Genomic DNA, 25,127 nt, shown 5'->3' on the forward strand with positions numbered 1-25,127 from the left:
GCGCCTCACCACAAAGGAAAAGGGCCCGGCAGTTGCCTGCCGAGCCCCCTCCTGTCCCTGTCCCTTCGCTTATTCGCGGTTGCCCATGAACTGCAGCAGGAAGGTGAACATGTTGATGAAGTCGAGGTAGAGGTTCAGCGCCCCCATGATCACGACCTTGCCCATCATGTCCGTTCCGGCCACGTAGGCGTACATGCTCTTGATCTTCTGCGTGTCGTAGGCGGTCAGGCCCGCGAACAGCAGCACGCCGATGGCGCTGATCGCCAGCTGCATCGCCGTCGACTGGATGAACAGGTTGAGCAGCATCGCGACGAACAGGCCGACAACGCCCATGATCAGGAACGTGCCGAACCCCGACAGGTCCTTCTTGGTCGTGTAGCCCCACAGGCTCAGGCCCATGAACGCAGCCGCAACGGCAAAGAAGGTTTGCGCGATGCTGGTCCCGGTGAACACCAGGAAGATCGAGCTCATCGACAGGCCCATCACCACCGCGAACGCCCAGTAGAGCGTCTGCAGCGTGCTGGTCTTCATGCGATTGAGGCCGAAGCTCATCGCCATGACGAAGCCGAGCGGGGCGAACATGATCACCCAGCGCAGCGGCGTGGACAGCACCTGAGCGGCAAAGCCGCTGGAGGCGAACAGCAGCGCCACGATGCCCGTCAGCAGGACACCGGAAGCCATGTAATTGTAGACGGACAGCATGTAGGACCGCAGGCCCGCGTCGCGGGCGGCACGCGGCACGCCAACGCTGGCGGCCGGCGAAGCGGTCGTCGTGCGCGGGTCAGACCAGTTCTGCATTTCAAGCTCCTTGTCGGCGGGTCAACGGGCCCGCCACGGAACACTATATCGTCGGGAGCCCGTTTTGTTTCAAGTAAAACCGGACACGAAACGACCTACTTACAAGAGAGTAGATGGTGTGAGTAGAAGCTGCCCGGCCTTGCCGTGAACTGCGCCCTGCTGCACACTGGCCGCGCCGGACCGGGGAGAGACGCTCATGGACGCAGCGCGACCGCTTGAAGGCAGGCGTATCCTTCTGGTCGAGGATGATTATTACCTTGCGACCGACGCCTGTTCGTGGCTGGTCGCCGCCGGCGCCGAAGTTGTTGGGCCATTATCCACGGCCGATGAAGCCTGCGAGAGCCTGCAGGACCAGGCTGTTGACGCGGCCGTCATCGACATCAACCTGGGCGGAGGACCGACCTACCGGATTGCAAGCGAGCTCGCCGGACGCAGCGTCCCGTTCCTCTTCGCCACGGGCTACGACGTGGTCGCGATCCCGGAAGCGTTCCGCAACTGCCCGCGTGTCGAAAAGCCCTTCTCCGGCGAACAACTGATCCAGGCGGTCCAGAAGCTTGGCTGAACCTCAGTCGCGGGGCAATTCCGAGCCCCAACCGCGTCTATCGCGCATCGCCGAACTTCTCCGCTTCGGCGCCTCGAGTGCGGCCAGCGCCCTGCTCAGCCTCGGGCTGCCGGTCCTCTTCCACGAAGGCATCGGCCTGTCCGTGCAACTGTCCGTTGGCATGAGCCAGCTGCTGATGCTGGCGGCCAACTACCTGATGCTACGCACCTTTGTGTTCCGCAGCAGGGGCCGAGTCCGCGGCGAGGCTGCTAGCTACCTTGCGAGCGCGGCTACGTTTCGCGGGCTGGAGTATCTCGCCTTTACCGCTCTCTATCAGCTTGCCCGCCTGCCCTACTTCCCCGCCCTCGTGGCCGTTCTTCTGGTCTCCACCATCGCCAAATACGCTTGGTACCGCTGGGTGTTCGGCCGCGCCGCGCGATAGCTGAGCCGCTTCCAAACGCCGGACCTTCTCCAGCGTCATCTCGATCAGCGCACGATTATGATTCGACAGGTCCGCGAGCAGCCCCAGGAAGAAGGTCAGGATCCCGATCACCAGCAGCGATGACCCGATCACCAGCGACTGGATCTTGCCCTCTCCGTCCTCGAAAAAGAAATCGAACAGGAACCGAACCATCGGGATCACCCCGATCAACGCGATGAGCAGCCCCATGGCGGTGAACACTCGCAACGGCTGATACATGGAGTACATTCGCACCAGCGTGGTGATCGAGCGCTCGACAAAGCGGAACGTGCTCTTGAACAGGCGGGAATCGCGCGTCTTCGGATTTGTTCGGATCGGAACGCTGGTGAAGGCCATGCCCTTCTTGCCGACCTGGATCAGCATCTCGATCGTATAGCTGAACGGCGAAACGATGTTGAGCTTCAGCGCCGCCTCGCGGGAGATGGCCCGGAAGCCGCTCACGGCGTCCGGCACGTTCACGTCCGAAAAGGAGCGAACGATCCAGCTGCCGAACCGCTGGAGCATTTTCTTGACCGGAGAGAAATGCGGGATGAGGTGCGTCTGCCGATCCCCGACGACCACGTCCACGCGGCCTTCGACAATCGGCTGGACCAGCTTGGCGATGTCCGCCCCACTATACTGGTTGTCCGCGTCGGTGTTGACGATGATGTCCGCACCGGCCGCGAGGCAGTAGTCGATGCCCTTGCGGAAGGTTCGGGCAAGGCCGAGGTTGCGCTTGTTGCGTAGGACGTGCTCGACGCCGAGGCTCCTCGCCACGTCCGCCGTCCGGTCGCGCGATCCGTCATCGAGCACGAGGATCTCGATGACGTCGATTCCGTCGATCTGCCGAGGAATGTCCCGGATGGTCCCGGGAAGTGTTTCTTCCTCGTTGAAGCACGGGATCTGCACGATCAGTTTCACTGAGCTTCCCCTATCTCGACGATCACTAGCCCGATCTGCGCGCTGACTTGCCTGACCCTGTCGTTTCGGAGCGTAACCCGTGTTGTCCACCCTTGCCACCTCTGTTAGCTCTCGGGTGTGACATCGGTCGTTCCACCCGCCAGCGTTGGCCCGATGGGCGATCGAACCTCCCACAAACTTCTGGACAGACAGTGGCTTGCCGTTTTGGTCACCGCTCTGGTCAGCTTGTGGCCGGCGATCCTCAACGGCGGTCCGATCTGGATGCCGGACACCCCGAGCTACCTGCGGGCAGCGGATGCCGGCTACGCCAAGCTGTTCAACGTGACGACGGACTGGACCGCGAAGTCGCAGTGGCTCATGCGCGAGGAGCGCCCACCGGCCCCCTTGGCTACAGTCTCGCCAAATCCTTCTTCGGGCGCATCCGTGTCGTCAGGCGAGCCTGCGGTCACTCTGAAGGGTCGTTCGGTTTACTATGGCGCCCTGCTCTACCTCGCCGACCTCGCCGGCTCCCTCTGGCTCGCGATCCTTGCGCAGGCGGTCGTTGCAGCAGTCGCGATCACGCTGACGCTCTCCGCCCTCCATCGCGCATCCGGAACGACGGCCAGGGCGCCGCCATCCTTGCTCATCGGGGTCGGGCTGGCGGTCGCGACCCCGCTCGGCTTCTTCGTCAGCTACCTGATGCCGGACCTTTTTGGCGCGCTGGGCCTGCTGGCGATGATGAACCTGCTGTTCCTGCGACAGCAGCTTTCACGCCGGGCCCGGGCCTTCTTCCTCGCGGTGCTCGCTTTCGCCGTTCTGTCGCACAGCGTAAACCTGACCTTCACGTTGCTGCTGCTGCTGACGATCGTGGCGGTGCGCCTCATCCTGCGCCGTGGTCCGACATCACCGGCCCTCCTAGCCGTTGCCGGCTGCGTTGCCATCGGGTTCGCCGGCCAACTCGCGTTCGACCTGACCGTGAAGCGGCTCACCGGCGCCGCACCCGTCCGTCCTCCGTTCGTGGCCATGCGTCTGATCGCCGACGGACCGGGTCTCGACTTCCTGCGTGAGCACTGCGCCAGCCAGCCCTTCATCTATTGCCGTCTCGACACCACGCGTCCTGCGCACAGCGACACGCTGTTGTGGAGCCCCGACCCACAACATTCCCTCTTCCGCGGTCTCAGCTATGCCGATCAGCGAGCCGCCGCAGCGCAGCAGACTCGTTTCGTCCTGGCCGTCGCGCAGGACCGGCCCTGGTCCGTCGTTACGGCCTTGAGCCGCGACGTGCTACAACAGCTGTTCAGCTTCGATCTCCTGGGCTTCAACTATGGCGACGGGATGCGGCAACGCTATGCGTCGGCAGTGCCCGAACGGCTGCTCGAGCCCATGCGCCAGACCGAGGCGTACAAGGGAACGCTGGCACTTCGACCGACCGAGATCGCGACTGTGCTGGTCACGATTGTATCGCTCGTCGCCATCCTGCTGTTTCTCCGTCGGAGCCGCACCGATTCAAGCCTCGGGAACCTTCGCGGCGCCTGCCTCTTCATCCTGTTCGCCGTGCTCCTCAATGCCGCACTGTGTGGAGCCCTGTCCGGTCCCAAGGGTCGGTATCAGATGCGGCTGATCTGGGTCTTGCCCGTGCTCGCGGCCGGTGTGTTCGTCACCCGCCGGAACGACGCCAGGGCCGGCCAGCACGCTGTCTGAATTCGATGCATCGCCTGTTCGCCGCCATTCGTCCGCCGGAGGTCGTCCGGGATCAGCTCATGGACCTGATGGAGGAGTCAGAGCCCCTCCGCTGGCAGGACGATGAGCAGCTTCATGTGACCCTGCGCTTCATCGGCAACGTCGAACGGCCACTTGCCGAAGACCTCGCCGCTGCGCTGGGGTCCATCCGGTTCGAGCCGTTCGAGCTGCGCGTCTCAGGGGTGGGTCGCTTCGCTAAGCGCCGGGGCGGCGCCCTGTGGGCTGGCGTCGCGCCACGAGAGGCGCTCGCGCAGCTCGCTGCGAAGGTGGACCGAGCCTGCGTCGGGTGCGGTCTCGAACCGGAGCACCGCGCCTACCACCCCCATGTCACGCTGGCGCGCTGGAACGGCCCGGAGCCTGACCTCCACCGCTTCATGGAACGGCACGGCGCCGTGTCATCCCTGCCGTGGCTCGTCGACAGCTTCATCCTGTTCGAAAGCCACTTGCTGCGGCACGGGGCCCATTACGAAGCCATCGCCTCATACCGGGCCAGCTGAGTCACGCCGTGCCGCGCACCAGCGCCTTGGCCGTGGCGAGGACCAGCAGGTAGACGAACGCCACCGGTAGATAGAGCAGCAGGAGCAGTGGCCACAGGTTGCTTCCGTCCGCGAGCGCGATCAGCGACCAGATCAGGAACCCGACCGTTCCGACCAGCGGCAGCACCGCAGCGATCCTCCAGCCGCCGTCCCAAAGCCGCGGTAAGCGGATCTGCAGGAACACGTAGCCGATCATGGACCCGAGCACCGCCAGGCCGAACAGCCAGCCAACCAGCATGTTGCCACCGGCGGAATCCTCATAGGCGCTCTGCCGCTCGGCACGGAGCCTGCTCACCCACTCCCGCGGAGAGGCGGCGCTGCGCTCCGCGCCGGTCCAGACGGCGGAAACCGGCTGCACGGTCTCGTGGACGGCATCGCCATGGTCGTTCTTCAGCGTCAGCCGGATCGCGTCGATCTGCTCACCCGGCGGAAAGCTGACCCAGGCCAGCCCCTCCCCCATTCCGCCCTTCACAGGGATCATGCCGCCGTTCTTGGAAGTGACATCGCGTCCGGCACGAAGCGCTCGGACCTCGATTAGGCCGTCCACATCGGCGCTGTAGGTCACACGCAAGTAGAGCGGCTCGTCATTTGCGAGGCTGGCAGGCAAGGCGGGGGACGTTTCCGCGATCCGCAGGCTCGGCGCGGCCACCGCAGCTACCGGAGCCAGGACCGCGGCAAGCAGGGCAAGCCAGATCAACCGCATGGTCGTTCTCCCTCCGTAACAGTCTAGCAGGCGCTTCTACCCCCGCAAACCGGAGATTGCCGCGGCGACCTTTTGTGCTTGATCATAAGGCGATCCGTCCCACATGCGTGACTTCCCGCGCGCGCTTGCGCGAATAGAACAAATCTGGAACAAACTGCATCCATGATGAAGTCAATCTCCGTGCGCGGTGCGCGCGAGCACAACCTCAAGGGCGTGGACATCGACATCCCGCGCGAGAGCCTGACGGTGATCACCGGCCTGTCCGGCTCGGGGAAGAGCTCGCTGGCGTTCGATACCATCTATGCCGAGGGGCAGCGTCGCTACGTCGAGTCCCTTTCCGCTTACGCGCGCCAGTTCCTGGAGATGATGCAGAAGCCGGACGTCGAGCATATCGACGGCCTTTCGCCCGCCATCTCGATCGAGCAGAAGACGACCAGCCGTAACCCGCGGTCGACGGTCGCCACCGTAACCGAGATCTACGACTACATGCGCCTGCTCTGGGCGCGGGTCGGGGTGCCCTACTCACCCGCCACCGGCGAGCCGATCCAGGCGCAGCAGGTCAGCCAGATGGTCGACCGCGTCATGGCCCTGCCCGAAGGCAGCCGCCACTATCTGCTCGCCCCGGTCGTCCGCGGCCGCAAGGGCGAGTACCGCAAGGAGCTGCTCGAGTGGCAGAAGGCCGGCTTCACCCGCGTCCGGGTCGACGGCCAGTTCTACGAGATCGACGAAGCGCCCGCCCTCGATAAGAAGTACAAGCATGACATCGAAGTGGTCGTCGACCGCATCGTCGTCCGCGAGGGGATCGAAAGCCGCCTCGCCGACAGCTTCGAGACTGCGCTGAAGCTGGCGGAAGGGTTGGCGTATCTTGATCCGGCGGATCCTCCGGCCGAGCCCGCTGGGACGGAGAACACCGGGGTCGCTGAAGCCCTCCACAAGGCCGCCGACCGCGCCGTCCTCGCCACCAACGCACCCCCCGGCCGCATCTGCTTCTCCGAGAAGTTCGCCTGCCCTGTCAGCGGCTTCACCATCGCCGAGATCGAGCCCCGCCTGTTCTCCTTCAACGCCCCCCAGGGTGCCTGCCCCGCCTGCGACGGCCTCGGCGAGAAGATGGAGTTCGACGAGGACCTGGTCGTCCCCAATCACGAGCTGACGCTTAAGAAAGGCGCCATCGTCCCCTGGGCCAAGAGCCAGCCGCCCTCACCCTATTACATGCAGGTGCTGGCCTCCCTCGCCCGCGCCTACGACTTCAGCCTCGACACCTCCTGGCGCGACCTCACCCCCGAACAGCAGCGCGTCATCCTCCACGGCACCGGCGGCAAGCCCGTCACCCTGCGCTTCATCGACGGCAAGAAGTCGTACGAGGTCAAGAAGCCGTTCGAGGGCGTCATCGGCAACCTCAACCGCCGCATGCTCCAGACCGAGAGCGCCTGGATGCGCGAGGAGCTGGGGCGCTACCAGGCCTCCCACCCGTGCGAGACCTGCGGCGGCGCGCGCCTCAAGGCCGAGCCGCTCGCCGTCAAGATCGCCGGCGAGGACATCAGCCACTCCACCCGCCGTTCCGTCGCCGACGCGCTCGCCTTCTTCTCGACGCTCGAGGACAAGCTCACCCCCCAGCAACGCGAGATCGCCCGCGCCATCCTGAAGGAGATCAACGAGCGCCTGGGCTTCCTCCACAACGTCGGCCTCGACTACCTCAACCTCGACCGCACCTCCGGCACCCTGTCCGGCGGCGAGAGCCAACGCATCCGCCTCGCCAGCCAGATCGGCTCCGGCCTCTCCGGCGTCCTCTACGTCCTCGACGAGCCCTCGATCGGCCTTCACCAGAAGGACAACGACCGCCTGCTCGAAACCCTCAAGCGTCTGCGCGGCCTCGGCAACACCGTACTGGTGGTCGAGCATGACGAGGACGCCATCCGCACCGCAGACCATGTCATCGACATGGGGCCCGGCGCCGGAGTCCACGGCGGCGAGGTGGTCTTCTCCGGCACCCTCGACCAGCTGCTGACCCACGAAGGCAGCCTCACCGCCGACTACCTTTCCGGCCGCCGCGCCATCCCCTTCCCCGCCAAGCGCCGCAAGGGCACCGGCAAGAAGCTCACCGTCCACGGCGCGCGCGAGAACAACCTGCGCAACGTCACTGCGAGCATCCCGCTCGGCACCTTCACCTGCATCACCGGCGTCTCCGGCTCGGGCAAGTCGAGCTTCACCATCGACACCCTCTACGCCGCCGCCGCGCGCTCCCTGAACGGCGCCCGCATCCTCGCCGGCAAGCACGACAAGGTCACCGGCCTCGAGCATCTCGACAAGGTCATCGACATCGACCAGTCGCCGATCGGCCGCACCCCGCGCTCCAACCCGGCGACCTACACCGGCGCCTTCACCAACATCCGCGACTGGTTCGCCGGCCTGCCCGAGGCCCAGGCTCGCGGCTACAAGGCCGGGCGCTTCTCCTTCAACGTCAAGGGCGGCCGCTGCGAGGCCTGCTGCGGCGACGGCGTCCTGAAGATCGAGATGCACTTCCTGCCCGACGTCTACGTCACCTGCGACGTCTGCCACGGCCAGCGCTACAACCGCGAAACGCTGGAGGTGAAGTTCAAGGGCAAGAGCATCGCCGACGTGCTCGACATGACGGTCGAGGACGCGGTCGAGTTCTTCCGCGCCGTCCCCGGCATCCGCGACAAGATGGCGATGCTGGCCGAGGTCGGCCTCGGCTACGTCAAGGTCGGGCAGCAGGCGACCACCCTGTCCGGCGGCGAGGCCCAGCGCGTCAAGCTCGCCAAGGAGCTCAGCCGCCGCGCCACCGGCAACACCCTCTACATCCTCGACGAGCCCACCACCGGCCTCCACTTCGAGGACGTCCGCAAGCTCCTCGAAGTCCTTCACGCCCTGGTCGAGCAGGGCAACACGGTGGTGGTGATCGAGCACAACCTCGACGTCATCAAGACCGCCGACTGGATCCTCGACCTGGGGCCGGAGGGCGGTGTCAAGGGCGGCGAGATCGTCGCCGAAGGCACGCCGGAGCAGGTGGCGGCGGAGGAGCGGAGCTTTACCGGCCAGTACCTGCGGCCGTTGTTGGAGCGGGGTGGCACAACCCCGCTCGTCGGGAGCGAAGTTGAAGTGCGGTCAGTTGAACGGGGAGACGGCTCGGCACCCAAGCGCACGAGGCGGCGGAAGGTAGCTGAGGCCGCGGAGTGAACTATAGCTCCGGCAAGTGCTCTCGATTGTACCACGTGCAACTTAGCTGAGTGTCTAGCCACATCATCACTGGCTGCCAGGCCCGGTAAGGAACTAAAGCGACGTACGACGCAATGAGCCACGCGCGGTCCGCAAACGCGTGTGGAAAACCGGGATTATCGTTTTCCACGGCACTCTTAACGAGATTATGCCAAGTGTCCGAGTAGAGAGGCGTTGTGACCGCCCGGCCGGCTTTTACGAGCCGAGCATCGAAGAAAGCATCAAGGGGCAAGTCAACACGTTCATGGAGCAGCTTCGAAAAAGCCTGCCAAGCGTTTCTGCAGGTCTGCTTCCAGTTCCGTTTTGCTAGCATCTGCATGAGAGTAAAGCTGAACCACGAGCGGTTCTTACTGGAGTCATCCGCGATATCAGACTCGGTGCCCAACTGCCCACCGCTATAAAGGTACAGGCATTCCTCGAAATTGTAATAAGGTGAGGGGGGCGCGGGCTCGCCGTGTCGTGCCGCTCGAACCAGCGCGATCAGCGCCCCGCGAAGCAGTTGATCTGGCATGACGGTAGGATCCAAGCGTCGCAAAGCCCAATAGCGAACTATCAGCGACGGGATCGCACCTTCGCCCCAGATTGAACCTGGCGGAACGCTCTTGCCAAGAGTCGTGATTACAAACGCCTTATCTGCTTCACTCAACTCAGCGCCCGATAGTACCAAGGTAGCGCAGACATCCGCTACAAGCCTGAGCCGCTCCTTCATGATGTCAATCTCGTCCAAAGGACTGAATTGCGCCCACGTGAATTCCGCCTCAAATGATCTCTCTTGCGCTTCTTGAATGAGATCTCGACAGTGATCGACAATTACACCATCGTATGCCCTTATAACGGCGAGACGAGACACGTCATCTGCGTACCTCAAACAGAAGATAGCCAACATCGTTGAAATCTGAAATAACACGTAGTGGTTCTCAGACGCATACCAAGGCGCTTTGATTATCTCGCCAAGCAAAAGGGCTGATGATATGCGCGAGTCTTTCTCTGGCGACCTCATGGCCAGAGTTGGAACTCCGATCGAATGCACAAGGAGATTGGATAGGGCTTCCGTATCGATCAGAGACTGACCATCGGAGGCAAATGTCTCTAGTACAAGCCTCATTCCCTCAATGTCGGTTGACCAAACATCACTCACTTTGTTCCGGAATCTTGAGAGAAGTTCGCCACGCCCCCACACCATCAAACGATCAGCGCTGCAGCTTCCTTTCTGGGTTCGTAAACCGATCTTCTCAAACTCTAGGAGCGATTCCTCTTCTACTTCCCCGTTCGTAACGATAACCGCGGCGTGCCGCTCATCCGGGTGGAGTTGGTAAGTCTCGGGAACAGGAACCTCAAGAAGCTCAAGTACTTGTGGAAGCATGCTTTGAGCTTGTGATTTGGTCAAACGAGAACCGGGATTTCCCTTCAACTGCAAAGCAACCAGCTTACCGGACGGGTCTCTCGCTATGATGTCCTTGCCGAATTCTAGCGCATTGTGTCGAGTGTTATGGAGGATACTCCAACCTTCAGCGTTCAGGAGTTGAAGCAGCGCAGATTGGTAGCGCTTCTCAGTTTGCCTATCCAGCCAAGACTCGACCAGCTTCTCGCCGGTTGTGTTCTGCACGCTTCACCTCGATTATCTGATCAATTCGCTTTTGGAAGCGATCGCCTCCACCACTCCGATCAAGTTCTTTGATGCGTTCGTATTGCTCCGGCGAAAGAACTATGGTCGGCGCCGACCAAGAACCGTCATCGTTGAAACTCATATCAATCTTTTCGAACGCTTCCAGCAGAAGCTCCAAGCTAATGGGCTGGCCTTGACCATCCACAACGTTCCCACTCTTGTCGGCAGCCTTAGATATCGTGCTGTAGAAAGCTTCGCTCATGCTCTTGGCAAACTGCTCAGCCATTGCATCGAGATGACCGTCGACGTCTTCGTGGGTGAATTCCTGAAGTGGCTGCCTCTTTATTTCGGTAGTGGCCGAATGTTCCCGAACGTCGGTTTCCTCGGCCTCTTCCCCTGGACGCACTATATCGGACGCCGCCCCTTCAAACACGAAATGAGACGCTACCTGAGCGAGCATGGGAGCCTTGCTGGCCACCAATGACTTCAGCTTGGCGCGGTTCGCCTTAGATCTACGCTGAACGACTTTTGGAAAAGTTGGCAACACTAGGAAAGCTTAGCAAGAGACGCACGAGCTCGGAAGCGTAAACACCCAAGGTCGCCGCCTTGGGAACGCCTAGGAAAGCACTGGACAGCGACAGCCTTCAAATATCGCTTGCCAAGAAATGGCATTACCGCCGGTCCGGCCTTAGCCGGCCCAAACGGCCGCACCTGCCCCGCCGCCCCGATGATCTTCGCCACCGCCATCCGCAGCTCCGCCGGGGTGTCGTCTGCGAACACCTCGGCATAGCCGATGCCCGCCCGCCGCAGCGCTTCCTTCTTCACCGCATTGCGGGCTGTCGTGGCGTTCGCGCGCCTTCGAGGCCCGACGTTTGCGAAGGATCGACTTCATCGACGATCATCGAGTATACACTTATTGACATATCAAATCTAGACAGCGATAAAGTTGCTCCTTTTCAGGTAGGAGCGATCCGAAATGTCAAAGTACTTCAATTTGACAAGCCACTTGGCCAACATGGAGGAGAACGTGTGGGAGGCGTCTCTCGACGAGATACAGGCGGTACTTGGGATGCCCCTACCGCCTAGCGCGCATCAGTATCCGGCGTGGTGGGCCAACCAGGGTCGCGCCCAAAGCTTGGCGTGGCAGGGTGCGGCTTGGGAGACTAGGCGCGTAGACTTGAAGAATGGCAAGGTGACCTTCGTCTACGTAGGCGATGGAGTTGATCGAGGTTCGGACGTGGCGAAGCTCTCCATTGCCGAGGCGAAAGCCGGTCTCGCTGCCACGTTTGGCGTTTCTCCTGACGCCGTAGAGATCACCATCCGGGGCTGAGAGCCGTCACGGAGTAAATCCGTGACGTCAGTCCTGTCGGCTTGCAGCCGCAGGCTGGCCGGCTTGTCGCGGCTCTACGCGCTGGCTCCCGGTTGCTCCGCAACCGCTCGCCTGCGCTCGGCGAGACCCGCTTACAACAACCGATAAGGCGCCGGATCACCCAGTTCGGCGATCAGGCTGCGGCGAGCTTCGTTGTGGCAGGCTTTAAACAGGGCGGGCAGGTCGACGGCCTCGTCCGGGTGGCGCTCGGCGAGGTCGGCCAGCAGGCCCTCATCGTCCTGCCGGATGGTGGCGCGGGCCAGCGCCTCCGGCTCCTCGCCCAACCGCTCCGCCAGCAGCGCGAAGCTGCGGGCGCGTAGGCGGAAGGCAAAGTCCATCAACCGCGCGGACTCCCGCTCCTCTTTCTTCAGCAACGCCCCGCGCAGGTCCCAAACCATGCCGGCAAGATGGGACGCGCACCCCACACGCGCAATCGGCTACCGTCCAACGTCCGCATGGCACCGCGCCCGCGAAGCCGGCATCCTTTACATCGTTCGCTTGTCAGGGAGGCTCCTCATGATCCGCGCCAAACTCATCCTCGCTGCCGCCGCCGTCGCCGCGACGTCGGCGGCCTCGGCTTCGACTCCGGAGGCATGGGCGCAGCTTGACCGCCAGGTGACCCGCGCCTGCCTCAACGCCGCCGGCCTCACCCGCGCCAGGATCATCCCCGACAAGGCCAGCTTCTCCGACCGCGTGCCGGTCGAGCTCCGCATCGTCGAAGGCTACAATCGCGGGGGCGTGGTGGACGTGAAGCTCTGCGCCTACGATCGCCGCACCCGGCGCGCGACCACCGTCGAGGGCGTAGGCCGGCTGGGCGTGAACCGGCGATAGCCGGGCCAAAGTTCGCCCCATTCGATCCGCGCCGAACCAAGCCCTCTCAGCGCAGACACACGGGTCCGCAGCCCCGCCGAATGCGCTAACTCGCACGCGGCAGGCAAAGCTGCTATGTTTCCCCGGTCGGAATTGCCCACTCAGGGGAGGCAAGCATGCGACGCTCCATCCTATCCACCACGTTGGTTTGCGTGATCGCACTCGCCGGCTGTCGGGAGTCCGCGCCCCGGCAGGAGGGCCTCGAACAACGGGTCGTGGCCCTGGAACAGCAGAACCGTGACCTCCGCATGAAGATGGCCGCCAGCCAGAGCCTGCTCGGCGGCCGGACGGGCCTGGAGAACTTCTTCGATGCGCCGGAGTTCTGGGAATGCACCTACGACAGCGGCTGGTCCGACTGTGCGTCGCGCTGCACCAAGCAGACTCGCGCAGGTTACCAGGCTTGCCTCAGCCGCCATCCAGAAGGACCGGCCCGGCAGCAATGCGTGACGGAGAACGCGCAGCGCGGCTCCGCCTGCCTGAACGCGTGTCCCAAGCAGACGAACCCGATCAGCCCGCCGGGCTGCTGATCACAGCCGCCTGGCTTGAGTTCGTTCCACCCCGCTCATCGGGGTAACCGATGACCCATGCCCCGCGCAGCACGCATCCTGCTGCGGGCACGGCTCGCAACGTCAGCCCTGCGGCACTCCCGCGGCTCGTCCCGCCGCCCGTCCGAACGGACCCGACTGCCCGGCCACCCCGATGATTTTCGCCACGGCCATTCGCAGCTCCGCCGGCGTATCGTCCGCAAACACCTCGGCATAGCCGATGCCCGCGCGCCGCAGCGCTTCCTTCTTCACCGCGTCCCGGGCGGCGGCCGTGCCCTGGTGATGGCCCTGCCCCTGGTACTCGATCGCGTGCCGGGGCTTCATCTCCGCATCGACCAGCAGGAAGTCGACCCGCTTGGCGTTGATCGTGTTGAACGCCTCCGTGCTGTCCGCGTCCAGCACCTCGCCCAGGCTGACCTGGGCCATGACGTGCCATCCGGGCGCCAGCTCCCTGACGATCGGCTCCAGCGCGGCGAACACCCGGCCTTCGCCCCGGTTCAACAGCCGCTTGGCCCTGAACTCGGCGCCCATGACCGTCCGCAACTGGTCCGCGGCGTCGGGCATGCGTGAGGACGTGGGCAGCGGATCGTGGCGGGGCGTGAAGCCGGGCCTCGGCCCCCGCCTCCCACGCTCAACCCACTCGCCCCGCGCCTTCTTGCGCGCCTTCCACGCCTCGCGACGTTGCTTGCTGACGATCTGTTCGATGGTCATCCCGAACAGCGCGCCGACGAACAGGACGGCGGCGAGCGACAGGGGCTTGTCGATGAGGGCGAGGATCTCCGGAGGCATCCGCCAAGGCTATCGCGAGACACTTACCTCGCGGTTACCGGGCGGCTCGGCGGTAGGAACCGAATTGCGTCCCATGCGCTCCACTCCCGTAGGAGAATCAGCATGTTACGTCGTCTCTTGTTCACCGTTGGCATCGGCTATCTGATGCGCCGCCTCACCGGCCGCGGCCGCCGTGCGGGCTTCCGCTACTAGGCTGCAAATGGCGGGAGGTCAGGCCAGCTTGATCTCCCGCAGCCGCTCCAGCAGGTAGTCGTGGCTGCTGATCGGTGGCCACTTCGGCTCCTCGCCAGCCGGCACCGTGCCCGGCAGCGCCTCGATCATGAAGTCGGGGCGGAAGTGCAGGAAGAAGGGCATGGAATAGCGCGCATGGCTCGCCCGGTCCGGCGCGGGGTTCACGACCCGATGCGAGGTCGAGCGCAGCTTGCCGTTAGTCAGCCGCTGCAGCATGTCGCCGATGTTGATGACCAGCTCGCCCGGCTTGGGTGAGACCGGGATCCAGCGGCCGTCCCGCGTCAGCAGCTCCAGCCCCGCCTCCTCCGCGCCGAGAAGCAGCGTGATCGTATTGATATCCTCGTGCGCCCCCGCGCGGATGTGCTCGCCGGTCGGCTCCGGCTGCGGCGGGTAGTGGAGCAGGCGCATGACGCTGTTTCCGTCGCGTACCGTGTCGGCGAAGTAGTTCTCGTCCACACCCAGGTAGCGGGCGATGGCGGACAGGATCTTCAGGCCGGTACGGTCGAAGGTGGCGTAGAGTTCCTGGAAGGTCTCGCGGAACCCCGGCACCTCCTTGGGCCAGACGTTGGGCGGCATGACTTCGGAGAACGGATGTCCCTCCGGCAGGTCGCGGCCGACGTGCCAGAACTCTTTCAGATCATGCGCCTTGTGTCCCTTCGCCGTCTCAATCCCGAACGGCGTGTAGCCACGCGCACCGCCCTGCCCGAGCGCATACTTGCGCTTGGTTTCCTCCGGCAGCGCGAAGAACGCCTTTGCCTTCTCCTCCGCCCGCGCGATCAGCTCCTGCGGGATGCCATGGTCAGCGATAACGGCGAAGCCATACTCCTCGAAGCTGCGGCCCAGTTCCTGGGCGAAGGAGTCGCGGTCGAGGTCGGCCCTGGCGAGGGACACGGAAGCAATGGTGTCGGCGGTGAGAAGGTCGGTCATGCAAGAAATCCGCTCATGCTGAGTAGCCACTGAGCGAAGACGAAGTGGCGTATCGAAGCATGTCCTCGATACGGGCCCTCGGCTCCGCTAGCTCCGCTCAGCCTGTACTCAGGACAAGCGGCAAATGGAATTGCGCTGGATCAAGCCGGCAGCATGATCCCGGCCAGCGCCGCGCTCATCAGGTTGGCGAGGCTGCCCGCGATGAGCGCCCTGATACCCAGCTTGGCGATTACCGGCCGCTGGTTCGGAGCCAATCCGCCCGTCACGGCCATCTGGATCGCGATCGACGAGAAGTTGGCAAAGCCGCACAGCGCAAAGGTCACGATCGCCCGGCTGCGATCGCTCAAAACGGCCGCGGAACCCTGCGCGTTGCCGAGGTCGATGAACGCCACGAACTCGTTGAGCACGATCTTGGTCCCGAACAGCCCACCTGCGACGCCGGCCTCGTTCCAGGGCACGCCGATCAGGAACATGAACGGCTGGAAGATGTAACCGACCAGCCGCTGAAAGCTCAGTCCCTCGACCCCGACCAGGTTGCCAGCCCCGCCGAGCAAGCCGTTCGCCAGCGCGACGAGCGCCACGAATGCCAGCACCATGGCGCCTACGGCCACCGCCAGCTTGACGCCGGTCTGCGCGCCCTGTGCCGCGGCCATGATGATGTTGGCCGGCCGCTCGCCCTCCTCGAAGGTCTCGGCGATCTCCACCGTCTCGGCCGGCGGACCGGCCGTTGCGACAGCGTCGGCATCACTTGGCGCAGGCACGGGCTCGCGCGGGTCGGGCATGATGATCTTGGCCATCAGGATGCCGCCGGGCGCCGACATGAAGGCCGCGGCGAGCAGGAAGGGCAGATAGCGCTCCCCGAGGAGGCTGGCGTAGGCCGCAAGGATCGTCCCCGCAACGCCCGCCATGCCGACCACCATCAGCGTGAACAGCTTGGCCGGAGGCAGAGCCGCGAGGTACGGCCGCACTACCAGAGGACTTTCCGACTGGCCGACGAAGATGTTCGCCGCTGATCCCAGCGCCTCGACCCGGCCAACCCCCGTGATCCAGCCGATCGCACCGCCGACCCAGCGCACGACCCGCTGCATGATCCCGAGATAGTACAGGATCGAGACCAGCGCCGCGAAGAAGATGATTACCGGCAGCGCCCCCAGTGCGAAGGTGTTCCAGAGCGCCGGGTTGGCCTCCTTCGGTCCGAACAGGAAGGCGGTTCCTTGCGCCGCATAGCCGAGCAGGTTGGATACGCCCTGCGCCATCCCACCGATCGCCGCGCGGCCCCATGGCGTGTAGAGCACCAGGAACGCGATCGCCGCCTGCAGTGCGAATGCCGCGCCGACTACTCGAAAGCGGATCGCCCGCTTGTCGCTCGACAGCAGAAAAGCGAGCAACAGGATGGCGGCGATGCCGACCAGGCCGAACAGCTGATTCATTCGTGTGAGGGCCTCCCCGCCCCTACCAGACCATGCCCTGCGTAGCGGCTGCTGCCGCCGCGTCCAGCCGGTCGATCGCTTCCGCCGGGGTGTGCGCCAGAAGCAACTGCTCACGCCGCGCCTCCGACAGGAACCCGCTGCCGCTGACATGGTCCATGAACAGGTCCAACCCGCGCCAGAAGCCATGCACGTCCAGCAGGCAGAAGGGCTTGGCGTGATAGCCGAGCGCATTCCAGGTCCACGCCTCAAACAGCTCGTCGAGCGTGCCAATACCGCCCGGCAGCGCGACGAAGCCGTCGCACAGCTCTGTCATCTTCGCCTTGCGCTCGTGCATGCCGGCAACCTGGTGAAGCTCGGTGAGTCCAGTATGCGCCACCTCCTTGTCGACCAGCGCGGCGGGGATCACCCCGTAAGCCTTGCCGCCGGCCTCGAGCACCGCGTCAGCCACCACGCCCATCAGGCCGAGCCGTCCGCCGCCGTAAACGAGGTCGATGTTCCGCGCGACCATCTCCTGCGCCAGGCTGCGCGCCATCTCTGCAAAAGTTGGGTCCGCGCCCATGGCAGAGCCGCAGTAGACGGCGAGGCGCTTGATCATGCCCGACCTCCGTTCGGTCCGAGCGAACCCGAGGACCACCGCCGAGCGAAGCCAAGGCTCGGTCTCGTCTGCGCTCGACCTCGCGTCTCGACGTCGCTCGAAGCGAACGGAGCTAGTAGGCAGATCACAGCTTCACCAGCTCCATTAGGTCCGCCACCGGCCGAGCACCGAAGTGTCCGATCACCTCCGCCGCAGCGATCCCACCCGTCAGCAGCTGCCGGTCGATGCCATGCCCCTTCGCCCGCGCAGCGAGGAAGCCGGCAGCGAACAGGTCCCCTGCGCCGGTCGTATCGATGACCTTCTGCACCTGCACGGCTGGCACGTCCGTTCGTGCACCCTGTTCAACCGCCAAGGCACCGCCGGCACCGCGTGTGATCACCAGAGTCGGCACTTTGTGGCGCAGTGCCGCGATCGCTCCATCCACATCCGCCGTGCGCGTCAGCATCATCGCCTCTTCCTCATTGGCGAAGAGCAGGTCGATGCCGCCACCTTGGATCATCGCGTTCAGCCCGTCTCGGCGACCGTCCAGGACTACGCTGTCCGAGACTGTGAATGCCACCTGGTTGCCGGCAGCATGGGCAATTTCGACGGCACGCATCATCGCGCGCCTGGGAAGCTCCGGCCCGAACAGATATCCCTCGAGGTAGAGGATCGAAGCCTCCGCGATCCGTGTCTCGTCCAGCGCGTCGGGCGCAAGCTGGTGAGAGGCGCCGGGGCAAGTATTCATGGTGCGCTGGGCGTCGGGTGTGACCAGGATGAGGCACCGCCCCGTCGGCAGCTCACTATCCAGTGGCCGCGTCTCGAAGTCCACACCCAGCGCGCGGATATCGTGGGAGAAAATCTTGCCCAGCTGATCGTTCGCGACCTGCCCGATGAAGCCCGCGCGACCACCCATCGCGGCCACTCCGGCCATGGTGTTCGCCGCCGATCCGCCGCTCGTCTCCCGCGCCGATCCCATCTGATCGTAGAGGCGATCGGCCTCGACCGGACTCAGCAGCTGCATGGAGCCCTTCGGAAGCCCATGCGCCTGCAGGAAGTCGTTATCGCACGTGGCGATGACGTCGACGATGGCGTCGCCGATGGCGATGATGTCCAGGCTGCGGGAGGTCACGAGTCGGCGCGGTTAAGGTTCGCAAGCGATGCGGTCAATCCGCTGCCGTCGGCAGGCTTGCGCAATGCCGCAAACCCGTTACCCCACCGCCTCCATGACGACCGACACCGCGCCGGCCCACGGCTTCATCTCCCGTTCCCTGTTCGCCTTCGCCATATTCTACGGCGGCATGGTCTGCATTGCGGGCGTGCTCGGCAACAAGCAGGTGGCGCTGGGACCCTTGGCGGTCGAAGCGGGAATCTTCGCCTTCCTGCTGCTGGTCGTCACGTCCAGTTCGGTGGCCGAGCTTCACGGGCGGCAGACTGCCAACAGGCTGGTGCTGTGGGGCTTCGTCCCCCTGCTCGTGAGCCTGGCGTTGACGATCGTGGTTCTGGCAGTACCCGCGGCTGCGGAGATGGACCCGGCGCGACTGTCCGCGTTCGAAACGATGATGACGGGCACTCCGCGCATCTGGCTTGGCGGCATCATCGCCTATGGCGTCTCGACCTTCCTCAACGTGACCATCTTCACGCGCCTCAAGGGTCGTGAAGGGTCTCGCCTGCTGTGGCTTCGCTCCGCCGTGGCGAGCGTCCTGTCCCAGATCGTCGACACGCTGATCTTCATCACCATCTCATTCTACGGCGTATTCCCGATCGGCGAGCTGCTCGTGGGGCAGATGCTCGCCAAGGTCGTGCTGTCGATTGTGCTCGTTCCGCCACTCATTTACATTTTTGTAGCTTTGGGGCGACGGCTGGATCTCAGCCCGGCTTGATTACCGTTCGCTAACCTGCTGTTAGCCCGCCCGAGTCGCGGGGGTGGCGACCGGCAAACGTGTCTTTTCCGCAACGTGGAACGAGCAATGGGTGATCCCTCATGCGGGAGTCACCCTGTCGTCTTATTCCAGCCCTAGCGACCCCTGCGCCTGACAATGAGTTCGGGTCTTCATCACATTGGGGTTCAACGTGAAAAAGCTGATTTTGCTCTGCTCGACGGCTGCCATCTTTGCGCCGGCGACCGCTTACGCCCAGTCCACGGGTTCGGTGGAATTCGAAGAAGAAGCCATCGTCGTCACCGGTAGCCGCGCTCAGGACGTGGGTGGCATTCAGACGCCCGATAGCCCCAAGGCGAAGGCGGTGATCACGCAAGACCTGATCTCCCGAACCGGACCGGGCCAGACCGTTCTGGACGCGATCAACGTCGTGCCGGGCGTCAGCTTCCAGAATAACGATGCTTACGGCAACTCCGGCGGCACCCTCACGGTCCGCGGCTTCGACTCCACCCGTGTCAGCTACACCCTGGACGGCGTCCAGCTGAACGACAGCGGCAACTACAGCATCTATTCCAACTTCTCGATCGACCCGGAGCTGATCGAGCAGGTCAACGTGAGCCTCGGTTCGACCGACGTCGACTCTCCAACCGCGTCCGCGGTCGGCGGCACCATCAACCAGCGCACCCGCACCCCGTCTAAGCAGATGGGCGGCCTGATCAACGTGTCGCTCGGTGAGTTCGACTACCGCCGTTTCTTCGGCATGTTCGACACCGGTGAGATCGGACCTTGGGGAACCCGCGCCTTCTTCGCGGCCAGCACCTCGAAGTACGACAATCCGTACAACAACTACGGCAAGCTCGACCGTCAGCAGTATAATGCGAAGATCTGGCAGCCGGTCGGCGACAACGGCGATTTTGTCTCCCTTGCAGGCCGCTATAACCAGGATCGCAACAACTTCTTCGGCTCGCTGCCGCTCCGCTGGGACGCCGATCGCGTGGTGGGCTCCGGTACGGGCAACCGCTTCCCGCGCAACAATGACGAGCGCGAGTACGACATCAATTATCCCTGCACGGTCGATGTCCCGCAGGCCGGCGTAGCCGACAGCGCCAACAGCTGCGGCACGGAGTTCGACCGCCGCTACAACCCGTCGAACAGCATCAGCATTCGCGGCAACTCGCGCTTCACGATCGCCGAGAACCTCGTGCTGACGGTCGACCCCAGCTACCAATACACGAAGGCCAATGGTGGCGGCACGTCGACCGCTCGCGAATTCGGGTACGACATCAACCCGGCCGGGCCCGTTGCAGGCGTTACCAATCGCGCGAACTGTTCCACTACGGCGGACGGTCCGCTCGTGACCTGCGTGCCTGGCTACTTCGGTGGCAGCCCCTACTTCGGTGGTGTCGACCTGAATGGAGACGGTGACGAACTCGACCAGGTCACGGTGCTCACGCCCAGCCAGACCCGGACGCGTCGGTATGCGCTTATTGCTGGCCTCCGTTACGACATCAGCGACCAGCACAGTGTCCGTGTCAGCTACACCCATGACCGGTCCAACCATCGGCAAACTGGCGAAGTCGGCCTAATCGATGAGACTGGCGAGCCGCTCGACGTGTTTCCGGTCAACGACCCGCTCGAAGGCTCGAACGGCTTGGCTCTGCAGAAGCGTGACCGCCAGTCCTACGCGATCCTGAACCAGGTTTCCGGTGAGTATCGCGGCGAGTTCGGTAACCTGACGGTGAACGTCGGGGCCCGTCTTCCGTTCTTCAAGCGTGACCTTGAGAACTACTGCTACACATCCTCGGCCAGCGGCTTCGTGGAGTGCAGCGGTGGAAGCGCAACCATCGATGAGCAGATCGGCGACCTGAACCCGGCCTTCTCGCCGCCGGACCGACGCGTGCTGAAGTACAACAAGCTGCTCCCGAACATCGGCCTGATCTACGACTTCACGCCGCAGATCTCCGCCTTCGCCAGCTACTCGAAGGGGCTTTCGGTCCCGAGCACGGACAATCTCTACAACGCCTTCTTCTTCGCCGAGGACGAGCCGGGCGCCAAGCCGAAGCCGGAAACGACCGATAGCTTCGACGGCGGACTGCGCTACCGCAGCAGCAAGATCCAGGCGCAGGTGGCCGGCTGGTTCACGAAGTTCGATAACCGCACCGCTTCGGCCTACGATCCGGAGCTGAACGCCTCGGTGTTCCGGAACCTTGGTCGGGTCGACAAGTGGGGCATCGACGGCTCCATCGCGTACGAGCCGATCCGCGCGCTGACTCTTTATGCGTTCGGTTCGTGGAACAAGTCGAAGATCAAGGATGACACCCAGGTCGGCGCCCTGCCGGTCGTCGATGGAGTCCAGCTGACCTGTGACGATGACCTGACGCCATCTCAGCAGGTCCGCAGCTGCGCTTACCTCTCAGGCAATCGGGAGTCCGGTTCACCCAAGTATACCTACGGCTTCTCGGGCGTGGGACGGCTTGGCCTGCTGGAGCTTGGTGTGACCGCGAAGAAGACCGGCTCCCGCTACGTCTTCGACACTAACCTGCCGGTCTACACCGGGACTATCGCCAACCTGGACGACACCAACGCGGCGAACGATCCGACGGTCGTGTTCCCGGCAAAGGTTCCTTCTTACTGGCTGGTCAACCTCGACGCGCGGTTCAACCTGAAGATGCTGCCGGGCGGGTTCGACAAGAGCTACTTCCAGCTCAACGTCTACAACCTGTTCGACAAGTTCTACGTCGGCGGCTTCGGTGGCGGCCTGACCCAGGCGCTCAACACTGCAGGTACGCAGTACGGCAACCCACCCTTCGTTCAGATCGGCGCGCCGCGCACGATCTCTGGGACGTTGAGCCTGGCCTTCTAAGGCGCACCTCGAGTAACAGAAGTCAGGGGGGCGTCGCTCGAGAGAGCGGCGCCCTTCTTCTTCAGCGTATCGCCGGTTGACCCGCCGCCGTCCCCTATGGCAATCGCCCTCTACCCTTAGCGGGTATGATGTAATGGTAGCCTGTCAGCTTCCCAAGCTGAACGCGCGGGTTCGATTCCCGCTACCCGCTCCAACTCGGGCAAGAAGAGCCCGTTCGGTATCGCTGCGTCCCCTGCATGTGCGTCACGGCGCCTTGTGGAGCTCCAGGCACGTTTAGAGGGATCCACCATCGCCCGCGCCTGGCTCGACTCACGCGCAGTGGTCGTAAGCACTGACGACGCCTGCGCACCGGACGATCCCAAGATGAAAACTGGTACCTACGGGATCAAACCCGGCAGTACTCCCATGAGCAACTGGACTGGCTGGGGCGGCAGGATTCGAACCTGCGAATGCCGGTACCAAAAACCGGTGCCTTACCACTTGGCGACGCCCCAGCAGGCGGGCGGCTTATAGCGGGGTGACTGCCGGGGGGAAGTCCAAACCGCGCTCCGGCCGCCTCATCACCGCACCCGTCATGCGTTCGGCAGACGCCCGTTGACGAGGTCGTCGTAGTCGCGCCCCAGCTGCCGGGAGATCTCGCCGACTTCAAAGCTCCACGGGCCGGCCGAGCCGACGAACGTCACTTCGGCTGCGCTGCCGGTCACGAAGAACTGCTGAAAGCTCTCCAGCTCCTCCGGCCAGATGGCCCGCTCAACGACCTCGATCCCCCGCCGGCGGGCAAGGTCGATGATCGTCTGCCGGGTGATGCCGTTCAGGAAGCAATCCGGGGTCGGCGTATGAATGACGCCGTCGCGGATGAAGAACGCGTTCGCACCCGTCGCCTCGGCCACCTGTCCGCGCCAGTCGAACATCAGCGCGTCGTCGAATCCCCGCGCATCGGCGTGCTGCTTGGACAGGCTCGCGATCATGTAGAGGCCGGCTGCCTTGCTGTGCACCGGCGCGGTATACGGGGCCGGCCGGCGATAGGGCGCGATGTCGAGGCGGATGCCCTTCTCCGCCTTCGCGGGATCGAAATACTTGCCCCAGGTCCAGGCGGCGATCGCCAGGTGCGGCTGGGTGCCCTTGGGGCTGACGCCCATCTGCTCGGACCCGCGCCAGGCAACCGGGCGCACATAGGCGTCGGTCAAGCCGTTCGCCTTCAGCACCTCGTAACAGGCTGCGTCGATCTCCTCGGCCGTCCACGGGATCTCGAACCCGAGGATGCGAGCGCTGTTGTGCAGCCGCTCCGAATGCTCGCGCAGCTTGAAGATGACCCCGTTATACGCCCGCTGCCCTTCGAACACGGAAGAAGCGTAGTGCATGGCGTGGGTGAGGATGTGCACGTTCGCCTCACGCCACGGCACCAACTGGCCATCAAACCAGATGAAACCGTCGCGATCGTCGAAATTCGGCACGTGCGTCCCCTGCGAAAAGTTGTGCGCGGCCTAGGCGACCGACGGGGGCGAATCAATGGCACGAGCCGCTTCCGCCAGCTCCCGGCCCCGCCGCTGCGACGCTTCCAGGGTTCGGGCGAGCAGGCCCTGCAGTGCATCCTCACCATCGAGAACCGAGAGGCCCGCTTCCGTCGTCCCGCGCGGACTTGCGACCCGCCGAGCGATACTCGCCATATCCTCGCAGCGGCTCTGGGCCATGGCGGCTGTCCCAGCCACAGTTCGAAGCGTCAGGTCGAGCGAGAAATCTCCCTCGAGCCCCAGCCCCTCCCCGGCTTTCGCGAGCGCCGCGATGAACCGCGCCACAAAGGCCGGTCCCGATCCCGCCACAGAACCGATCGCGCCGAACTCCGCCTGCGTCTCGCACCAATGCGCCAGCCCGAGCAGCCCGATCCAGTCGCCGACCTCCGTTCGAAGATCCTCGTTGGCGTCCTCGCTGTAGAGTGCCGTCACCCCCATGCGCTCGCTGACCGGCAGGTTCGGCATCGCGCGGATGATCGCACGAACCTCAGGGAAGCGTCCCCGCAGGCTCTTCGCTTCGGCCCCGGCAAGCAGAGAAATGACGATGGTCTCCGGCCCGAGGCGTGCGCGCAGTTCCGGAGCCACCTCGTTGAGCTTCTGCGGCTTGAACCCGAGCACGACCAGCCGGGGCGCGGGACCCTCGGGAAGCGCTGCCACGGTGCGGACCCCTTCCACCGGCGTGCCGCTGGGGCGGATCGCGACGGCATTTGAGAAATCGAACCCGCTCTTGCGCCAGCCCTCCACCATGGCTCCGGCCATGTTGCCGCAGCCGACGAACCAGATGGCGGTCACTCGCTCAGGCCTCGCCCGCGGTATCGATCAGCGCCGCGGCAATGGCTTCCGTCGGAGACTTGCCGCCCCACAGCACGAACTGGAACACGGGGTAGAAGCGCTCGCACTCTTCCAGGCCGGCTTCCACCATCGCCTCCGCCTGTTCGAAGGTCAGTCCGTCATCCTCCCCCGCGTCGATCAGTGCGGAGTAGCGGAACACCACCAACCCAGACGACGACCAGAGTTCGAAATGCCCGAGCCACAGCTGCTCGTTCACCAGGCCTAGCGTCTCGTAGATCGCCAGCCGCTTGTCGGCCCCGACCTTGACGTCCGGGAACGCCAGGAACTGCAGCACCTGGTCGTCCGGTCGCCACACACCGCGGAGTTCGTACTGCGCCCAACTGCCCGGCGCGGAGGCGATGATCTCCCCCTCGCCGGACCGCTCGCACACCCAACCGCGCGCATCGAAATAGGCCTCGAGCACCTCGATCGGTGCGCCGTCGTCGCGTTCCTCGTGGGCGTCGTCTTCGCTCAACAGCGCACTCACTCTTCTGGCGTCTCGACACCGGTCACGCCGGCGGGCGGCGGCTTCACCTCCCCCGTCGAAGCCGCGCGAGTGTCGAGCGCATCGAGGCGCGCGCGCAGGGCCTCGACCTCGTCTCGCGCCGCGGCGGCCATCGCCTTCACGGCCTCGAACTCGTCGCGCGACACGAAGTCCATTCCGCCGACGAACTCCCGCATCCGCTCCCGCATGCCCTCCTGGGCCTCCCGGGTCATGCCGGCGAAGGTGCCGGCCGCGCCGTTCATCATCTTCACGAAGTCGTCGAACAGGCGGTTCTGCGACTGCAT

The 25,127-nt window shown here is 64.3% G+C and carries 24 protein-coding genes, 2 tRNA genes and 1 pseudogene; 11 read left to right on the top strand and 16 right to left on the bottom strand.

The genetic code is table 11. The features are described 5' to 3' along the window. Window positions 1–69 precede the first annotated feature (69 nt). Window positions 70–798: a Bax inhibitor-1/YccA family protein gene (locus tag JT720_RS06835; protein ID WP_205480375.1), complete on the bottom strand. Its 729-nt coding sequence runs from the start codon at window positions 796–798 to the stop codon at window positions 70–72. A gap of 196 nt (window positions 799–994) precedes the next feature. On the opposite strand from JT720_RS06835, the gene JT720_RS06840 reads away from it, so the two are divergent. Together JT720_RS06840 and JT720_RS14230 are read left to right on the top strand one after the other, a co-directional pair. Further along, entirely contained in the window at window positions 995–1,360 is a 366-nt protein-coding gene (locus JT720_RS06840; RefSeq protein WP_205480376.1) for a response regulator, read from the top strand. Next, window positions 1,353–1,781, top strand: a complete 429-nt coding sequence (locus JT720_RS14230; protein ID WP_205480378.1) for a GtrA family protein — start codon at window positions 1,353–1,355, stop codon at window positions 1,779–1,781. The genes JT720_RS06840 and JT720_RS14230 overlap by 8 nt, the downstream gene beginning before the upstream one ends. 456 nt (window positions 1,782–2,237) lie before the next feature. Here JT720_RS14230 and JT720_RS14235 read toward each other — a convergent pair. Next, window positions 2,238–2,894 (bottom strand): annotated as a pseudogene (locus JT720_RS14235) (glycosyltransferase family 2 protein); the annotation flags it as partial. A gap of 87 nt (window positions 2,895–2,981) precedes the next feature. Here JT720_RS14235 and JT720_RS06855 point away from each other — a divergent pair. Next, entirely contained in the window at window positions 2,982–4,400 is a 1,419-nt protein-coding gene (locus JT720_RS06855) for a hypothetical protein (protein ID WP_205480379.1), read from the top strand. Window positions 4,401–4,405: 5 nt separating this feature from the next. Then, complete coding sequence (thpR, locus tag JT720_RS06860; RefSeq protein WP_205480380.1) at window positions 4,406–4,936, top strand: RNA 2',3'-cyclic phosphodiesterase; 531 nt, start codon at window positions 4,406–4,408, stop codon at window positions 4,934–4,936. 1 nt (window position 4,937) lies between these two features. On the opposite strand, the gene JT720_RS06865 is transcribed toward thpR, so the two are convergent. Next, window positions 4,938–5,678 (bottom strand): hypothetical protein, encoded by a 741-nt coding sequence (locus JT720_RS06865; RefSeq protein WP_205480381.1) that lies wholly within the window; start codon window positions 5,676–5,678, stop codon window positions 4,938–4,940. A gap of 162 nt (window positions 5,679–5,840) precedes the next feature. Between JT720_RS06865 and uvrA the strand changes: the two genes are divergently transcribed. Next, the gene (gene uvrA, locus JT720_RS06870; protein ID WP_205480382.1) at window positions 5,841–8,873 is read left to right on the top strand and encodes an excinuclease ABC subunit UvrA; all 3,033 of its coding nucleotides are present in this window, start codon (window positions 5,841–5,843) and stop codon (window positions 8,871–8,873) included. Window position 8,874: 1 nt separating this feature from the next. Here uvrA and JT720_RS06875 read toward each other — a convergent pair whose 3' ends face one another. Further along, window positions 8,875–10,518: a hypothetical protein gene (locus JT720_RS06875; protein WP_205480383.1), complete on the bottom strand. Its 1,644-nt coding sequence runs from the start codon at window positions 10,516–10,518 to the stop codon at window positions 8,875–8,877. Further along, entirely contained in the window at window positions 10,472–10,996 is a 525-nt protein-coding gene (locus JT720_RS06880) for a hypothetical protein (protein ID WP_205480384.1), read from the bottom strand. The genes JT720_RS06875 and JT720_RS06880 overlap by 47 nt, the downstream gene beginning before the upstream one ends. A 498-nt stretch (window positions 10,997–11,494) precedes the next feature. Between JT720_RS06880 and JT720_RS06885 the strand changes: the two genes are divergently transcribed. Continuing rightward, entirely contained in the window at window positions 11,495–11,848 is a 354-nt protein-coding gene (locus tag JT720_RS06885; protein WP_205480385.1) for a DUF7662 domain-containing protein, read from the top strand. 131 nt (window positions 11,849–11,979) lie between these two features. On the opposite strand, the gene JT720_RS06890 is transcribed toward JT720_RS06885, so the two are convergent. Further along, the gene (locus JT720_RS06890; protein ID WP_205480386.1) at window positions 11,980–12,285 is read right to left on the bottom strand and encodes a hypothetical protein; all 306 of its coding nucleotides are present in this window, start codon (window positions 12,283–12,285) and stop codon (window positions 11,980–11,982) included. 118 nt (window positions 12,286–12,403) lie between these two features. Between JT720_RS06890 and JT720_RS06895 the strand changes: the two genes are divergently transcribed. Continuing rightward, window positions 12,404–12,718, top strand: a complete 315-nt coding sequence (locus JT720_RS06895; RefSeq protein ID WP_205480387.1) for a hypothetical protein — start codon at window positions 12,404–12,406, stop codon at window positions 12,716–12,718. A gap of 155 nt (window positions 12,719–12,873) precedes the next feature. Continuing rightward, entirely contained in the window at window positions 12,874–13,284 is a 411-nt protein-coding gene (locus JT720_RS06900) for a hypothetical protein (protein WP_205480388.1), read from the top strand. A gap of 102 nt (window positions 13,285–13,386) precedes the next feature. Here JT720_RS06900 and JT720_RS06905 read toward each other — a convergent pair whose 3' ends face one another. The 5 genes from JT720_RS06905 to JT720_RS06925 form a co-directional block, all read right to left on the bottom strand. Next, window positions 13,387–14,091 (bottom strand): DUF2726 domain-containing protein, encoded by a 705-nt coding sequence (locus JT720_RS06905; protein ID WP_205480389.1) that lies wholly within the window; start codon window positions 14,089–14,091, stop codon window positions 13,387–13,389. 210 nt (window positions 14,092–14,301) lie between these two features. Beyond that, entirely contained in the window at window positions 14,302–15,249 is a 948-nt protein-coding gene (locus JT720_RS06910; RefSeq protein ID WP_205480390.1) for an isopenicillin N synthase family dioxygenase, read from the bottom strand. 140 nt (window positions 15,250–15,389) lie between these two features. Next, on the bottom strand, window positions 15,390–16,679 hold the full coding sequence (locus JT720_RS06915) for a NupC/NupG family nucleoside CNT transporter (RefSeq protein WP_205480392.1): 1,290 nt from the start codon (window positions 16,677–16,679) through the stop codon (window positions 15,390–15,392). A 22-nt stretch (window positions 16,680–16,701) separates the two neighbouring features. Beyond that, window positions 16,702–17,271, bottom strand: a complete 570-nt coding sequence (locus tag JT720_RS06920) for a TIGR00730 family Rossman fold protein (protein ID WP_205481362.1) — start codon at window positions 17,269–17,271, stop codon at window positions 16,702–16,704. Between the two features lie 127 nt (window positions 17,272–17,398). Continuing rightward, window positions 17,399–18,385, bottom strand: coding sequence for an adenosine kinase (locus tag JT720_RS06925; protein WP_205480393.1), 987 nt, complete (start codon window positions 18,383–18,385; stop codon window positions 17,399–17,401). Between the two features lie 94 nt (window positions 18,386–18,479). Between JT720_RS06925 and JT720_RS06930 the strand changes: the two genes are divergently transcribed. The 3 genes from JT720_RS06930 to JT720_RS06940 all read left to right on the top strand — a co-directional run bounded on the left by JT720_RS06930 (window position 18,480) and on the right by JT720_RS06940 (window position 22,189). Then, window positions 18,480–19,136, top strand: a complete 657-nt coding sequence (locus tag JT720_RS06930; protein WP_205480395.1) for a queuosine precursor transporter — start codon at window positions 18,480–18,482, stop codon at window positions 19,134–19,136. Window positions 19,137–19,326: 190 nt separating this feature from the next. Beyond that, on the top strand, window positions 19,327–21,996 hold the full coding sequence (locus tag JT720_RS06935; RefSeq protein ID WP_205480396.1) for a TonB-dependent receptor domain-containing protein: 2,670 nt from the start codon (window positions 19,327–19,329) through the stop codon (window positions 21,994–21,996). 119 nt (window positions 21,997–22,115) lie between these two features. Next, window positions 22,116–22,189, top strand: a tRNA-Gly gene (locus tag JT720_RS06940). 226 nt (window positions 22,190–22,415) lie between these two features. Here JT720_RS06940 and JT720_RS06945 read toward each other — a convergent pair. The 5 genes from JT720_RS06945 to JT720_RS06965 form a co-directional block, all read right to left on the bottom strand. After that, window positions 22,416–22,490 (bottom strand) — tRNA-Gln (locus JT720_RS06945). 78 nt (window positions 22,491–22,568) lie between these two features. After that, a complete protein-coding gene (locus JT720_RS06950; protein WP_205480397.1) occupies window positions 22,569–23,450 on the bottom strand; it encodes a branched-chain amino acid aminotransferase in 882 nt (293 codons plus the stop codon). Window positions 23,451–23,480: 30 nt separating this feature from the next. Beyond that, window positions 23,481–24,299: a pyrroline-5-carboxylate reductase dimerization domain-containing protein gene (locus JT720_RS14125; protein ID WP_205480398.1), complete on the bottom strand. Its 819-nt coding sequence runs from the start codon at window positions 24,297–24,299 to the stop codon at window positions 23,481–23,483. A gap of 4 nt (window positions 24,300–24,303) precedes the next feature. Beyond that, complete coding sequence (locus tag JT720_RS06960) at window positions 24,304–24,816, bottom strand: type III secretion system chaperone family protein (protein WP_419555405.1); 513 nt, start codon at window positions 24,814–24,816, stop codon at window positions 24,304–24,306. A gap of 5 nt (window positions 24,817–24,821) precedes the next feature. Further along, window positions 24,822–25,127 carry an accessory factor UbiK family protein gene (locus tag JT720_RS06965; protein ID WP_205480400.1) on the bottom strand — a complete coding sequence of 102 codons (306 nt, stop codon included), beginning with the start codon at window positions 25,125–25,127 and terminating at the stop codon, window positions 24,822–24,824.

It is taken from the genome of Sphingomonas arenae, from assembly GCF_016924655.1.
GTDB classification, from domain to species: domain Bacteria; phylum Pseudomonadota; class Alphaproteobacteria; order Sphingomonadales; family Sphingomonadaceae; genus Sphingomicrobium; species Sphingomicrobium arenae.